Consider the following 13,843-nt stretch of genomic DNA (forward strand, 5'->3'; position numbering starts at 1 on the left):
GTCCCGGGCCCCCGGCTCCGCCCCGCACTTTCTTGGCCCACCGCGCCACCATCCGCTACCGACGCACGAGAGCAGCGGTGGTGCACCCGGAAGCAGCATCGGGTGGGTCGCCGCGGTTCGCTAGGGAGACATTGATGGGCCCGAGCGCGGCGTACAAGGTGGAGGGGCTTTGCGACGGGGTGCCGGCGCCGAGCGGCGGGGAGGCGCGCAGGCAGGGGCATCTGAGCCTCTGCAGCGCTCCCACGATGCCGTTCAGCTCGCACACCGCCAGCAGAGAGGAACCGACGGAGTCGAAGCCCTGGTGCGTCGACCACGGCGACCGGCTCGAGGCGATGAGCACGGTCGAGCTGTGGCGCGCGCTCGAGCTGGGAGAGCTCCCGCACAGCACGCGCGTGTGGCGCGAGGGCATCGAGTGCTGGACGCCCGCCGGCGAGGTGAAGGCGCTCGGCTGGACGATCTCCCAGCCGCCCCCGCGCGACGAGGCGCCCGCCCTCTCCGCCGTGTGCGAGGCGCCCGAGTCCACCGGCCCGCTCAGCTTCGCGCTGACGCCTGACGATCTCAGGGCCGTCGCGCCCCGCTTCCACCAGGACGTCCTCGCGGCGGCCGGCGGAGAGCGCGCGGAGTCGTTCGCGCTCGGCCGGCTCCCGCTGACCGAGGCGGCCGCGCCGCACGAGACCCCCGCGCCGCCGATCTCCCTCGAGATCCCGTCCTGCTTTCCGGCGATCCCCTCCTCCCCGCCCGACACGCTCCCGAGCGCCGGCTCCCCGAGGCTCGTCGCGGCGAAGCTCCGACCGGCGCGCGGCGCGCGCGACGCGGATCAGGCGGCGCGCGGGCGGGCGTCGGGCACGTGGTCGCGGCTCGCGCGGCGCGCCCGCGCTTCGCGGGGCGCGGTCTCGCTCGCCGCGGGCAGCGCGGCCCTCGTGCTCGCGCTGGGCCTCTCGGTCCTGAGCGCCCTCGCCCCCGCGCGCGCGCCGGCGAGGGCTGCGGCCGGCGCAGCCGGCGCAGCCGCGCACATCGGCGTCGCGCGGGGCGTCGCTGCGGCGGCCGCCCAGGTCGTCCTCCCCGCCCCGGAGCTCGCCGGGGCGGCTGGCGCCGCGGCGCTCCCCGCCGCCGGGCTGCCCGCGGCCGCGGCGCTCCCCGCCGCCGGGCTGCCCGCGGCCGCGGCGCTCTCCGACGCCGCGCACGCCGCGCTCGACGGCGCGGCGTCGGCCGAGGGCGCCGGCGCGCCCGCGCTGCCGCTCCACCGCGCGGGCAGGGCGCCGGCGGACGGCGCGAAGCCGGCGCCCGTGGGTCGCCGCGAGCGCGGGCAGTTCCGCCTGCGGCGAGGTCGATCCGAGGCGGACACCGCGCGCGGGATCAGCTATCCGGGCCGCGGACCTGGCTCATGGGCCGGGACGGGTGCGATCGAGCGCGACTCGCGCTAAGGTGCGCGCCGCGCGGCGGTCCGCTCCGCTTCCGCAGCACTCCGGCGTCGTTCAAGGGCAGGACGGGGGACTTTGAATCCCCTAATCGTGGTTCGAATCCACGCGCCGGAACCAATCGAGCGCCCGCGCTCTCTGAGGAGATCGTGGCGGGCGGTCTCCATCGAGCGCACGTGAGCGCCTCTGGCGCGGTCGCGCCGCGCGGCGGGCGCGACGGGCGCCGTTGGCTGCTCGCTATTGTCTGGCGCGGTCGCGCCGGGGTTGTTTACCGTGGTCTCACCGAGGGCTCTGCGCCTGCCGTACGGCGGGGGCGAGGCCCTGAATCCTGGAGGACCGGACGGCGTGGCGAGCGATGAAGGGGACCGCGAACGCGGAGCCCCGACCCGTGCAGATGCGCACCGCGGACGCGGGGCCCCGACCCGTGCGGATGCGCACCGCGAACGCGGGGCTCCGACCCGCGCGGGCGGGGACCACGCGCGCGCTGTCCCCGCCCGCGCGGATGCGGATCGCGGGCGCTCCGTCCCGACCCATGCGGGCGTGGAGATCGAGCGCGAGCCTGCGGCGCAGCTCGAGGTGAACGAGGCCCAGTTCATCGCGCGGCTCGTCGCGCGCGACGAGAGCGCGTTCAACGAGCTCGTGGTCATGTACGAGCGCCGCGTGTTCGCGCTCGTCTACCGCATGCTCGGCCGGCGTGACGAGGCCGAGGACCTGTCCCAGGAGGTCTTCGTGCAGGTCTTCAAGGCGATCGACCAGTTCCGCGGCGAGTCGAAGCTCTCGACCTGGATCTACCGCATCGCCGTGAATCTCTGTAAGAACCGGACGAAGTACCTCTCGCGGCGCCACGCCGGCGCCCAGGACGACGTCGACGCCATGGCCGAGCGGGTGCCGCTGTCGGCCGCCAAGGGCGTGAGCGTCGGCGACGTGAGCCGCCCCGACGAGCTCGTGGAGGGGATGCAGCTCGAGGCGGTCGTGAAGCACGCCATCGGCCAGCTCGATCCCGAGTTCAGGGAGGCGCTCATCCTTCGCGACGTCGAGGACATGTCCTACGAAGAGATCGCCTCGGTGACAGGGCTGCCGGACGGGACCGTGAAGAGCCGGATCCATCGCGCGCGCGGGCAGCTCCGCGCGCTGGTCGAGAAGGTGATGGGCGAGAAGGTGAGGGGCGGGAAATGAGCGGATCGGACGACCCCAGGAGCGCTGGGCAAGCCGAGGACCCGGCCGCTTCTGGCGTGGAGAGCGGCAGCCGTCCCACGGCGCCCCCCGTCGAGCGAGGGCGCGACGCCGCCTCGCCGCCGCGCGAGCCCGCCGCTCCCCCGCGCGAGCCCGCCGCGCCCCCGCGCGATCTCTCCGACGACGGCGATCTGCCCGACGACGGCGATCTGCCCGACGACGGCGATCTGCCCGACGACGGCGATCTGCCGCTCGTCGACGAGGTCGATCTGCGCGAGCTGGTCCGCGGCGCGATGCGCGCGCCCCCCGCGGCCCCGCCGAGCCTGCTCCGCGGCGTGCAGCAGCGGATCCGCACGCGCTCGCGAGGAAAGTTCTACGGCGACGGCTGGAGCACGGCGCGTTCGCCGCGCTCGACCTACCTGATGACGAGCCTGTTCATGCTCGCGCTCATCGCCTTCATCTTCCTCGTCCTCGTCCCCTGGAGCGGCGGCGCCCTGCCCTGAGCGGCGCTCACCGGAGTGGCGGTCGCCGAGCGGCGGTCACCCGCACAGGAGACGGGCCCAGATCGGCGTTTTCGGCGCGGAGGCGTACTTCAGTACGCCGAGCACCGAAAACGTCGAGGTGGGCCCGTATCCGAAGCGGGTGCCCGCCGCTCACTGCGTCCACCGCACGAGGACGCACGTAACGTTGTCGGGGCCGCCGTTCTCGTTGGCGCGCTCGATCAGCTTCGACGTCGCGACCTGGATGTCCTGGTGCTCCGTCAGGATCTGGGCCATCTCGTGGTCGCTCACGGGGCCGGAGAGGCCGTCGGAGCAGAGGACATAGAGGTCGTTCAGCTGCGGCACCTCGAAGCGGGTGTCGACCTTGACCGTGTCCTTCATGCCGAGCGCGCGCACGATCACGTTCTTGTGCGGGAAGTTCGCGATCTCCTCGGGCGTGAGCCGCTTCATCTTGATGTAGTCGTTGAGGAGCGAGTGGTCCTCGGTGAGCATCTCGAGCCGGCCCTCGCGGAAGCGATAGACCCGGCTGTCGCCGACGTGGGCGACGTAGACGCCGTCGTTCGCCGTGAAGATGCCGACGAACGTCGTCCCCATTCCCCGCTTCTTCGCCTCGCGCTGCGCGGTCTCGTAGATACGCAGGTTCGCGAGCTTGATCCCGGTGATCAGCCGGTTTTCTTCATAGCCCTTGGACCGGTCCATCTTGTAGGGCCAGGTCCGTTCCGGGTCGTCCTGCGTCTGCGCGAAGAAGTCCTGCATCGCGTCGACAGCCATCTTCGACGCGACCTCGCCCGACGCATGCCCCCCCATCCCATCGGCGACCATGAAGAGGCCGTACTCCACCATGATGCCGAAGTTGTCCTCGTTGTGGTTGCGCTTGCGCCCGACGTTCGTCTCGCCGGCCACCTCGATTCGAAACGTTTGGGACACGGATCACCCGATCGAAGGCCCCGCGCGAGGCGCGAGGCTGAATGAGAACCGCGAGCGCGCCAGACCGAGCCGCTCAAGCCCGATCCTGGAGGTTCGGTTGACGAAGTGTCAACCGGATCGCGCCCGAGGGCCGAGCTTATAGAATCCGCCCGCGGGCCCACATCATTTTTCGCTTACTTGCGGTACTCTTCGGTGGCCTTGCCGCTCGAGCTCGGCGGCGGGAGCTCGGCCTCCGGCTTCTTCGACGCGGCGGCCTTCGGATCCGGCGCGGCGCGGAGCAGCACCGTGACCTGCCGGTACTTGCCCCCGCTGAGCAGCGTCAAGGGGACCTTCTCGCCGACCGCGTGCGTGCGGATCGCGTCGGCGAGCGCCTCGGGGGTGGTGACGGGCACGCCGTCGACAGCGAGGATCATGTCGCTCCCGGCGCGGTCGCCGCCCTTCAAGCGCGCCTCGTCCGCGGGGCTCTCGGGGTGCACCACCGTGACCCGGACCCCCTTGGCGACCTGCGAGGCCTCGCTCACCCCCTGGATCCCGAGCCACGCCGCGGGCTGCACCGCCGTCGATGGTACGGTCCGGAGAAAGCCCCTGATCGCGCTGATCGGCGCGCCGAAGGCGACCGGCGTGCAGGGCTTGCCCTCGTTCGGGGCGCAGCCACGGCCGAGGACCGCGACGACGCGGCCGTCCTCGTCGACGATGGGCGCGCCGAGATCGAGCGGCGAGATGCGCGACCCGAGCTCGATCGCTTCCTCGAGCTGCCGGTCGTCGCCGCCGATCAGCGACCGGTGCGAGCGAAGCACCAGCGGGACGGCCGCGACCTTGCCGCGCGTCGCGGTGAACGAGCGGATCTGCGCGTCCGGGCGCACCGGATCGCGCGACGAGGCGGTGAGCCCCTCGGCCCACTTGCCGGTCTGCGGCACGAGCAGCGCGAGATCCCACGCGCGGTCGTGGTGGCCGAGCTTCACCCGCACGGTGGTCCCGTCGGCGAGGCGCGCCGTCAGGTCGTTGCCCGCGCCGAGCGGCGAGAGCGCCGTGAGGATGCGCCCGTCGCCCGCGAGCAACGCGCCGAGGCCGAGCACCTGACCGCCCCGCTCGATGATCGCCACGCCGCGCGCGGCGCGCTCCTCGACAGGGAGCTCCGCCTTGCCCCTGTCCTTCTCGGAAGGCCCCCCCTTCGCGTCCGCGGCGGTCGCCCTCCGGTCCTTCCCGCCGACGTCGACCCGGGCCGGGATCACCTTCCGGCGTCCCTTCTGTTGCTGGACGGGCGGCGGGGCCTCGTCCTCTGCCTCCTGGGCCTCCTCGTCCGGCGCGTCCTGCGCGCGCGCCGCGGGCGAGGCGAGCGCGCCGGCGACGGAAAGGGCGAGGGCGAACGCCAGGGACCGTCTCCATCGCTTCACAGGCGACGTGTCAACGGGCGCGCCCGGTCCGGCGTCTCCGGGCGCGATGGCCTTCGCGAACACAGACAGGCTTGTCTCATTCATAAGCGCGGCTCCTGAGGCGACTGCCGATTCTGCTGCGGCTGGGATCGTATTGCAAAAGGCAAAGGTCGGACCGCCCTGTAGTGTGGGATCGGGCACCGGAGTCCGCCGGGGGGCGGGGCGCGAAAAAATCCGGTCACGAACTCGGGGGTCGGGGGCACATGGCCGGCGATGAGGCAGCGATGGCAGCTGGGTTAGCGCTCGTGGGGGCGGGGGTCGACGCGCGGACCGAGGGCGACGCGCGGACCGAGGGCGACGCGCGGACCGCGGTCGACGCGCGGACGGAGGGCGACGCGCGGGCTGGCGACGCGCGGGCCGACGAAGCGCGCGCGATCGAGGGGCTGATCGGGGCAGGCGACTTCCGGGAAGCGCTGTCGCGGTGCGCCAGGGCGTACGCCATGCCGCTCGGCCGGCTGTGCATGGCGTTCACGGGGTCGCAGGCCGAGAGCGAGGAGCTGGTGCAGGAGACGCTGCTCGCTGCGTTCGACGCGTTCCCCCAGTACCGCGCCGAGGGGAGCGTGCGGGCCTGGCTCTTCGGGATCGCGCGGCGCCTGTGCGGGCGACACACGGAGCTCAAGGCGCGGCGGGAGGCGCGGCTGCGCCTGGTACACGACACCCGGCCGCGCCCGGACGCGAGCGAGCTCGCGGTGGAGCGCGAGCGGGCCGAGCGCGCCCGCGCCGCGCTGGCGCGGCTCAAGCCGAGCGAGCGCGAGGCGGTGGTGCTGCGCTTCGAGGCGGGGCTCTCCTTCAAGGAGGTGGCCATCGCGTGCGGGATCGACGAGGCGGCCGCGCGGAAGCGGGTCAGCCGGGCGCTCGGGCGGCTCAGGGCCGAGCTGGGCGAGGAGTAGGCGATGAGCGCGACAGGAACGGATTCGGCTGGGCTTTGCGGCGAGGTCGAGGAGCAGCTCGCGGAGGTGCTCGACGGGACGGCGCGGCCGGCGCTGTACGAGCACATCGCTGGCTGCGACGCGTGCCGCGACCGCCGGCACGACGCGGCGCGGGCCGCGGAGATCGTGGCGGCGGCGGGCGCGGATTTCCGGCCGGCGGACGACTTCGCCGAGGCGCTGCTCCGGCGGCTCGAGGCGGCGCGCCCCTCGGGAGGCGCGTCGAGCGGCGCCGTGCTCAAGGCGGCGCCCGAGGCGCGCGAGGCGCGCGAGGCGCGCGAGGGCGAGGCGCGCGAGGGCGGGGCGACGGCCGACGCGCGCGACGGCGGCGAGGTGATCGGCGCCGCTGACAGCAAGGCGCGCGATGGCGAGGCGAAGGGAGACGAGCGCACCGGCGGCGACCGGATCGACGCGCGCTCCAGCGAAGCGCGCGATGGCGAGGCGATGGTCGACGCGCGCGAGGGCGGCGGGCTGACCGAGGCTCGCGCCAGCGACGCCCTCGCGGACGCGCGCGCCAGCGACGCCCTCGCGGACGCGCGCGCCAGCGACGCCCTCGCGGACGCGCGCGCCAGCGACGCCTCGACCGACGCGCGCCAGGGCGGTGCGCCAGCCGCCGCGCGCACCGGCGGGCCGCGCCCCTCCAGCGCCGAGCGGGTCTCTCCGGCGCAGCGCCGCGCGCGAGGCCCGCTCTTCGGGCGGCGCCCGGCCATCGCCGCGGCCGCCCTGGCCGCGGCGGCCGCGGTGGCGGCCGGGGTCTTCCTGCGGCGCGGCGGCGAGGAAGGTCCGGCCAGCACCGCGGCCGTCAGCTCGCCCTGGTCCGGCAAGGTCGCCTCGGTGTCGCGCGCGTCGGCCGACAGGTCGGGCGGCCTCGAGGCGTGCGACGCCGCCGGCGCCTGCGCGCCGCTCGCCCCGGGCGCGGAGCTCCCCGAGGGCGCGACCCTGCGCACCGACGCGCGCACGCGCGCGCACGTCGCGCTCAAGGACGGCTCGGCGCTCGCGATCGACCGCGGCTCCCGCGTGTGGCTCGGCGCCGGCGACGCCCGCCGCGCGCGGGTCGACGCCGGCGCCGTCGTCCTCGACGTCACCCCGACCGCCGGCGCGCCGCCCGCGCGCATCCAGATCCCCCACGGCGAGATCGAGGTGCTCGGGACGAAGCTCGCGGTCACCGCGAGCGCGGAGCGCGCCTCCGTCGAGGTCGCCCGCGGCGCCGTGCGCGTCACCGGCGAGCAGGGCGCGCCGGTCGAGGTGCGCGCCGGCGAGGAGGCGACGCTCGCGAAGGGCGCCGCGCCCAGGGTCGCGAGCGCGACGTCGCTCGCCGACACGCTCGCGTGGAGCGACCGGTCCGCCGAGGAGGCCGACGCCCCGGCGCTCCGCGGCCTCGGCGAGCTCAGGGCGCGCAGGCCGGGCGCCACGCAGGAGAAGGAGCGGGCCGTGCGGCTCGCCAGGCACGCGGTCAAGGTGCGGATCGTCGACGTCGTCGCGCGGACCGAGATCGACGAGACCTTCGCCAACGACACCGACGAGGAGCTCGAGGGCATCTTCCGCTTCCCGCTCCCGCCGGGCGCGCAGATCGAGCGGCTCGCGCTCGAGGTCGACGGCAAGCTGATCGAGGGCGCGTTCGTCGACCGCGATCGCGGGGCCGCGATCTGGCGCGGCGTCATCCAGAACGCCGCCCCCAAGGCGCCCAGACCGCGCGAGGAGATCATCTGGGTCCCCGGCCCGTGGCGCGACCCGGCGCTGCTCGAGTGGCAGCGCGGCGGCCGGTTCGAGCTCCGCATCTTCCCCATCCCGAAGCGCGGCGCCCGCCGCGTCGTGCTCACCTACACGCAGCTCGTCGAGCAGGCGGGCGGCGTCCGGCGCTTCACCTACCCGCTCGCGCACGACCAGAGCGGCACCACGAACATCGGCGACTTCTCGCTCGACCTCCAGGTGCTCGGCCACGACCGGGAGTTCGGCGTCGAGACGCGCGGCTACGAGCTCGCCGCGGCGCCCGCCGAGGGCGCCGCAGACCGGCGTACGCTGCAGGCGCAGGGGTTCACGCCGGCCGGCGACCTCACGGTCGAGTACGCGCTCCCCGATCGCGATCGCCCGGTCACGGCGTGGGCCTACCAGATGCCCCCCGCCGCGGCGCCGGAGCCCGACAAGGCGGCCGCGGCCCCGGCCGCCCCGCGCCGGCCGGCCGGCGGGTCGAGGGGCGGCGGCGCGGCCGCGCCGGACGGCGACGGCGCCGAGCACGAGGCGTCGCTCGCCGCGGCGCGCGCGATCGCGAGCGACACCTCGCCCTACGTCGCGATCGCGCTCCGCCCCCGGCTCCCCCGCTGGGAGGAGGCGGCGTCGCGGCTCCACGCGATCGTCGTCGACTCGAGCCGGTCGATGGTCGGCGAGCGCTTCGCCCGCGCGACGCGGCTCGCCTCGTCGATCGTCCGCGAGATGGACCGGCGCGACGAGGTCGTCGTGCTCGCGTGCGACACCCTCTGCCGCTCGCTCGGCGAGGGCGGCCAGGGCGGCGCCGCGCGGCCCATGGCGCCCGGCGCCGCGTCGGCCGACGAGGTCGAGCGGTTCCTCGGCGGCATCGAGCCCGACGGCGGCAGCGACCTCGCCGCGGCGATGATCGCGGCGCGCGCGGCCGCCGGCCCGCTCCAGGGCAAGGAGCTGCGGATCCTCTACCTCGGCGACGGCACGCCCTCGGTCGGGCCGACGCGCCCCTCGCACATCGAGGCCGCGGTGCGCGGCGCGGTCCCCGCGGACGGCGCCGCCGTGGTCGCGGTGGCGCTCGGGAGCGACGCGGACACGGCGTCCCTCCGGGCGCTCGCGCGCGGCGGCGGCGGGGTGATGGTCCCCTACGTGCCCGGCCAGCGGGTCGCGAGCGCGGCGCAGTCGGTCCTCGGCGCCGCCTACGGCCTCGTGCTGCGCGACGCGGAGATCGAGCTGCCGCCAGGCCTCACCCAGGTCACGCCGGCGCGGCTCGACCCGATCCGCGCCGGCGGCGAGGCGTTCGTCGTCGCGCGGATGAGCTCCGGCGCCGGCGTCACCGGCGAGATCCGCCTCCGGGGCCGCGTCTCGGGCGAGCGCTTCGAGCAGACCTACCCCGTCACCATCGCCGCCGGGACGGGCGCGGGCAACGCCTTCGTCCCGCGCCTCTACGCCGCCGCGAAGATCGCGGAGCTCGAGGACACCGGCGGCGACGCGCAGAAGCCCGCGATCATCGAGCTGTCGCGGCGCTTCTCCGTGGCGAGCCGGTTCACGTCGCTGCTCGTGCTGGAGAGCGAGGCGATGTTCAAGGCGTTCGGCCTCGAGCGGGGCGGCCTCGCCTCGGCCTTCACGGGCGAGGAGCAGGCCCAGCGCGTGAGCGCGAGCGCCGCGGGGGAGCAGCCGGACGACGCGGCGGACGACAGCGCCGCGCTGGAGAAGAAAGAGGCCACGACCAAGGGGGATCTCGGGCTGTCGGGCTTCGGGCTGGGCGGCGGCGGCAAGGCGCTGCCGGCGTCCCCCGGTATCTCCTTCGACGAGCTGCCGAGCGACTCCATCGCCGAGAGCGACATGGAGGCGAGGCCGGCGCCCGCGCCCGCGCCGACGTCCGCCGCCCCGGCGCCGGCGCCCCGCGAGGCGCCATCGCCGGCCCTCAAGCGTCGCCCCGCCCAGGAGCCCCCGCCGGGCAGCCGCGGCGAGCTCAACGCCAACCAGTCGTGGCCGCCTCCTCCGCCGCCGGTGTCGCTCCCGCCCGCGCCGCGGCGGATGATCCCGATGCGCCGGGTGTTCGATCGCCACGTGAGTTTCGACGCCACGAACACGCTCGCGCCCGAGGGCGCCGCGAAGACCGCGGCCGCGGAGGCGGCGCTCGCGGCGGCCCCGGACAGCCGCGATCGGACGATGGGCCTCTACGCGCTCTACGCCACGACCGGCCGCCTCGGCGAGGCGCAGGAGCTCACCGCGCGCTGGAGCGGGCGCGACGCGCTCGACCCCGGCGCGCTGATCGCCCGCGCCGACCTCGCGGCCCGGCAGGGCGAGCGCGACCGCGCCGCGCGCATCCTCGGGGGACTCGCCGACGTGCGCCCCGGTGACAGGGCGGTCCAGACGCGGCTCGCCGAGCTCTGGGACGCCGCGGGCCGGCCCGCGTTCGCGTGCCAGCACCGGGTGGCGCTCGCCGACCTCGCGCCCGCCGACGCGCAGCTCGTCGCCGCGGCGATCCGGTGCGCCGGCGAGAGCGGCATGGGCGAGCTCGCGAGCCAGCTCCGCCTCGACGTGACCTCCGCCATCCGGGCGGAGGTCGACCGGCGGCTCGCGCAGCCGGACGCGGCGCCGTCCACCGTCCTCTCGGGCGACGTGCAGCTCAGCGCCGAGTGGAGCGGCGGCGCCGATCTCGACCTCGCGCTCATCGACGCGCAGGGCCGGCGCCTCTCCTGGATGGGGTCCACCCTCGGGTCGGTGGGTGTGCGCTCGCGCGACGCGACGAGCACGCGCGCCGAGTCGCTAGCGCTCCGGGGCCTGCCCAAGGGGAGCTACATCGTCGAGATCGCGCGCGCGTCGACCGGGGACGGCCCCTCGCCGTCCGCCGCTCCCGGCGCGCCCGAGGTCCTGCGCGGCGAGCTGACCCTGCGCCTCGCGGGGGAGACGCGCAAGGTGCCCTTCACGCTCGACGGCGCGCGGCGCGAGCTCGGCACGGTGCGCGTCTTCTTCACCTCCCGCCTGGTGCCGGCCGACGACGTCCCCTGGCGGTAGGGTCCCCCAGGCGCGCTCCGGCCCGGGTGACCCCGGCCCACACGCCGCGCCTTTCTCCTGAACAGCCCCTCCGGCGCGCTCCTCGACCGCCTCCGGGCGCGCCTCTCGACAGCCGCCCCGGCGCACCGCCCGAACAGCCTTTTTCCACGCGCCTCCAGGCACGTCCGCCGGGGGGTCGAAAGCCCCCCGCCATGCTCGTGTCGGGAGGAGATCCCCGATACAGTTTCGACATGAATCCGCTCGTCCCGGACTTCATCCTCGAACAGGATGCCGAAGGGCAATACGCGGGAGCGGTCGACGCGGCCGTCCTGCACGTGTCGCTCCCGGCCGTCGTCGATCTCGCCGAGCAGATGATCGCGCGTCAGGCGATCGATCCGGACGCGCTGCGCTCGCTGTTCGATCCGCTCTTCGAGGCCGTGCACCAGTCGGGCGGCTTCGTCGCGGCGCTCTCGCCGGGCGGCGGGTTCACCGCGCTCTTCCCTGATCGGCCGGGGCGCAACGTCACCCGGCACGCCCGCAGCGCGGCCCTCGCGATACGGCGAACCCTGCTCGAGCTCGCCGCGCGCCGCGCGCTCGGCGCCGGAGGCGGGCAGATGCCGTTCCGGATCGGGCTCGCGTGGGGCTCGGTCCACTGGACGATCGTGCGCATCGCCGACGATCGGGCTTACTTCCTGCTCTATGGCCCCGCGATCGAGGCCTGCCAGGCGACGGACCGCGGCGTCGACGACAGCGAGCTCCACCTCGATCGCAGCTTCCGCGAGCGGCTCCCCACCGCCAGCGCGCGGGAGAGCGCGGTGGAGTTCGACGAGGCCGATCTCCTGACCGAGCCCCCCTCGCTGACGGTCACGGACACCCCGCGGGACGCGGACGCCGAGTCGTTCCTGCCGCCGGGCGCGGGCGACCTCGCGCCGGAGGGCGAGATCCGGGAGGTGACGACCGTCTCGGTCTCGCTCGATCGGGTGGAGAGCCCGACGGAGCTCCTCCAGCAGCTGCACGAGATCGCGGCGATGTACGGCGCCACGTTCGCTGGCATGAACGTGACGGAGCGCGGCTTCGGCGCGCTGTTCTACTTCGGCGCGCCGGTCTCGCACGAGAGCGACCATGATCGCGCCCTCGACTTCGCGCTCGAGCTGAAGAGCAACGGCCTCGGCGTGCCGCGGCTCGCGGTGGGCATCACCCGCGCGCGCTGCCTGGTCGGCTTCTTCGGCGCCGGGGGCCGCCGCGAGTTCGCCTGCGTCGGCCGCGCCGTCCACCTCGCCGCGCAGATCGCGCGCAAGGCGGCGCCGTCGTCGATCTGGGCGGACGAGCGGGCGTTCCTCGCGGGCGAGGCGAGCCACCAGTGGTCGACCGAGAACATCTTCCGGTTCGACGGGTTCGACCTGCCGATCCTCGTCTACTCGCTCGAGCGGCGGCGCATCGCCGTGCAGGAGGAGTTCTACGATCTCGGCCCCATCGGGCGCGAGGTCGAGCTCGAGCGGCTCACGCGCGCGCTCGAGCCGATCTTCGCCGGCCGCTCCGCCGGGGTCGTGTACATCCTCGGCGAGGCGGGCATCGGCAAGAGCTACCTCGTGCACAGCTACCGCCACCAGCGCGCGCAGCTCATGGACATGCGCCCGCTGCTCTGGATCGAGGCCCGCTGCGACCAGACGCTGAAGACCCCGCTCTACGCCTTCGAGTTCGCGCTGAAGGAGTACCTCGGGATCTCGTCGGAGATCGGCCAGCGCGCCAAGCAGGCCGGGCTCGATCTCGCGCTCCAGCTCCTCCTGGAGCGGCTGCCCGAGGGCTGGACCGAGGTGCGCGACGGGATCGACAGGTCGCGCGAGGCGCTCGCGCGGCTGCTCCGGCTGCGGGGCGAGGAGCCGGCGACGCCGGAGGCCGAGGCCGAGCGGCGCGCCGAGGCGCTCGCCGCGCTCGCCGCGCTGCTCGTCGCGGAGAGCTCGCTCCAGCCGGTCGTGGTTCACCTCGACGACGCGCAGTGGGCTGACCCGACCTCGCTCGAGGCGGTGCGCGCGATCACGACCGCCTGCCGCGATCTGCCGCTCGCGGTGATCTGCTCGGCGCGCCCCGCGGCGCCCGGGGGCGAGGAAGACGCGGTGCGCATCCCGCTCGAAGCGGGCATCCCGTCGCAGGTCATCGAGCTCGCGCCGCTGCCGCAGGAGCGGCTGCTCGCGCTCGCGGAGCCGTTCTTCGGGGGTCCGATGCCCACGATGCTCGAGTCGCTGCTCGGCCAGACCGCGGGCGGCAACCCGTTCTTCGCGCAGGAGATCCTCGCGTACTGGCTGGAGGACGGCCGGTACGGGTCGACCCACGAGGCCGTGCGCTCGAGCCGGTTCATGCCGCCGCGGACCGTGGACAGCCTGCTCGTCGCGCGGCTCGAGCGGCTCGAGCCCCGGACGCGGCAGACGGTCATCTCCGCGGCGGTGCTGGGGCGTGAGTTCGACACGCGCGTGCTCGCCCGGATGATCCCGGACGCGTCGGTCCTCGTGGACCACCTGCGCTTCGGCGAGGCGCAGCGGATCTGGTCGCGGATGGGGGAGCACCGGTTCGAGTTCTGCACGGTGCTGATCCGCGACGCCGCGTACGGCATGCAGCCGAAGGCGGCCGCGGAGCGGCAGCACCGCCTCGCGGCCGAGGCGATCGAGGCCGTCTACGGCGACGACCTCGAGGATCAGCGCGCGGCGCTCGACAGCCACCGGAGGCTCGCGGGCTGAGCGCGCAGGGCCGCGCGGCCGCGGCCGCGCGCCCGG

The 13,843-nt window shown here is 75.2% G+C and carries 8 protein-coding genes and 1 tRNA gene; 7 read left to right on the forward strand and 2 right to left on the reverse strand.

Going from position 1 to position 13,843, the window contains the following annotated elements; genetic code table 11:
- The first annotated feature begins 134 nt into the window (after positions 1-134).
- The 4 genes from WME85_RS46555 to WME85_RS46570 all read left to right on the forward strand — a co-directional run bounded on the left by WME85_RS46555 (position 135) and on the right by WME85_RS46570 (position 3,094).
- Entirely contained in the window at positions 135-1,424 is a 1,290-nt protein-coding gene (locus tag WME85_RS46555) for a hypothetical protein (RefSeq protein ID WP_437831074.1), read from the forward strand.
- A gap of 40 nt (positions 1,425-1,464) precedes the next feature.
- Positions 1,465-1,538, forward strand: a tRNA-Gln gene (locus tag WME85_RS46560).
- A gap of 420 nt (positions 1,539-1,958) precedes the next feature.
- On the forward strand, positions 1,959-2,594 hold the full coding sequence (locus tag WME85_RS46565; protein WP_437305500.1) for a sigma-70 family RNA polymerase sigma factor: 636 nt from the start codon (positions 1,959-1,961) through the stop codon (positions 2,592-2,594).
- Entirely contained in the window at positions 2,591-3,094 is a 504-nt protein-coding gene (locus tag WME85_RS46570; protein ID WP_437831076.1) for a hypothetical protein, read from the forward strand. The genes WME85_RS46565 and WME85_RS46570 overlap by 4 nt, the downstream gene beginning before the upstream one ends.
- Before the next feature lie 150 nt (positions 3,095-3,244).
- Here WME85_RS46570 and WME85_RS46575 read toward each other — a convergent pair whose 3' ends face one another.
- Positions 3,245-4,018 carry a Stp1/IreP family PP2C-type Ser/Thr phosphatase gene (locus WME85_RS46575; protein WP_436620046.1) on the reverse strand — a complete coding sequence of 258 codons (774 nt, stop codon included), beginning with the start codon at positions 4,016-4,018 and terminating at the stop codon, positions 3,245-3,247.
- Between the two features lie 173 nt (positions 4,019-4,191).
- Positions 4,192-5,412: a S1C family serine protease gene (locus WME85_RS46580; RefSeq protein ID WP_437831078.1), complete on the reverse strand. Its 1,221-nt coding sequence runs from the start codon at positions 5,410-5,412 to the stop codon at positions 4,192-4,194.
- Between the two features lie 263 nt (positions 5,413-5,675).
- Between WME85_RS46580 and WME85_RS46585 the strand changes: the two genes are divergently transcribed.
- The 3 genes from WME85_RS46585 to WME85_RS46595 all read left to right on the forward strand — a co-directional run bounded on the left by WME85_RS46585 (position 5,676) and on the right by WME85_RS46595 (position 13,807).
- Positions 5,676-6,341: an RNA polymerase sigma factor gene (locus WME85_RS46585; protein ID WP_437831081.1), complete on the forward strand. Its 666-nt coding sequence runs from the start codon at positions 5,676-5,678 to the stop codon at positions 6,339-6,341.
- A gap of 3 nt (positions 6,342-6,344) precedes the next feature.
- Positions 6,345-11,096, forward strand: a complete 4,752-nt coding sequence (locus tag WME85_RS46590; protein ID WP_437831083.1) for a VIT domain-containing protein — start codon at positions 6,345-6,347, stop codon at positions 11,094-11,096.
- A gap of 230 nt (positions 11,097-11,326) precedes the next feature.
- The gene (locus WME85_RS46595; RefSeq protein WP_437831086.1) at positions 11,327-13,807 is read left to right on the forward strand and encodes an AAA family ATPase; all 2,481 of its coding nucleotides are present in this window, start codon (positions 11,327-11,329) and stop codon (positions 13,805-13,807) included.
- The last annotated feature ends 36 nt before the right edge of the window (positions 13,808-13,843 follow it).

This window comes from Sorangium sp. So ce1153, assembly GCF_051521595.1.
Taxonomy (GTDB): Bacteria; Myxococcota_A; Polyangia; order Polyangiales; family Polyangiaceae; genus Sorangium.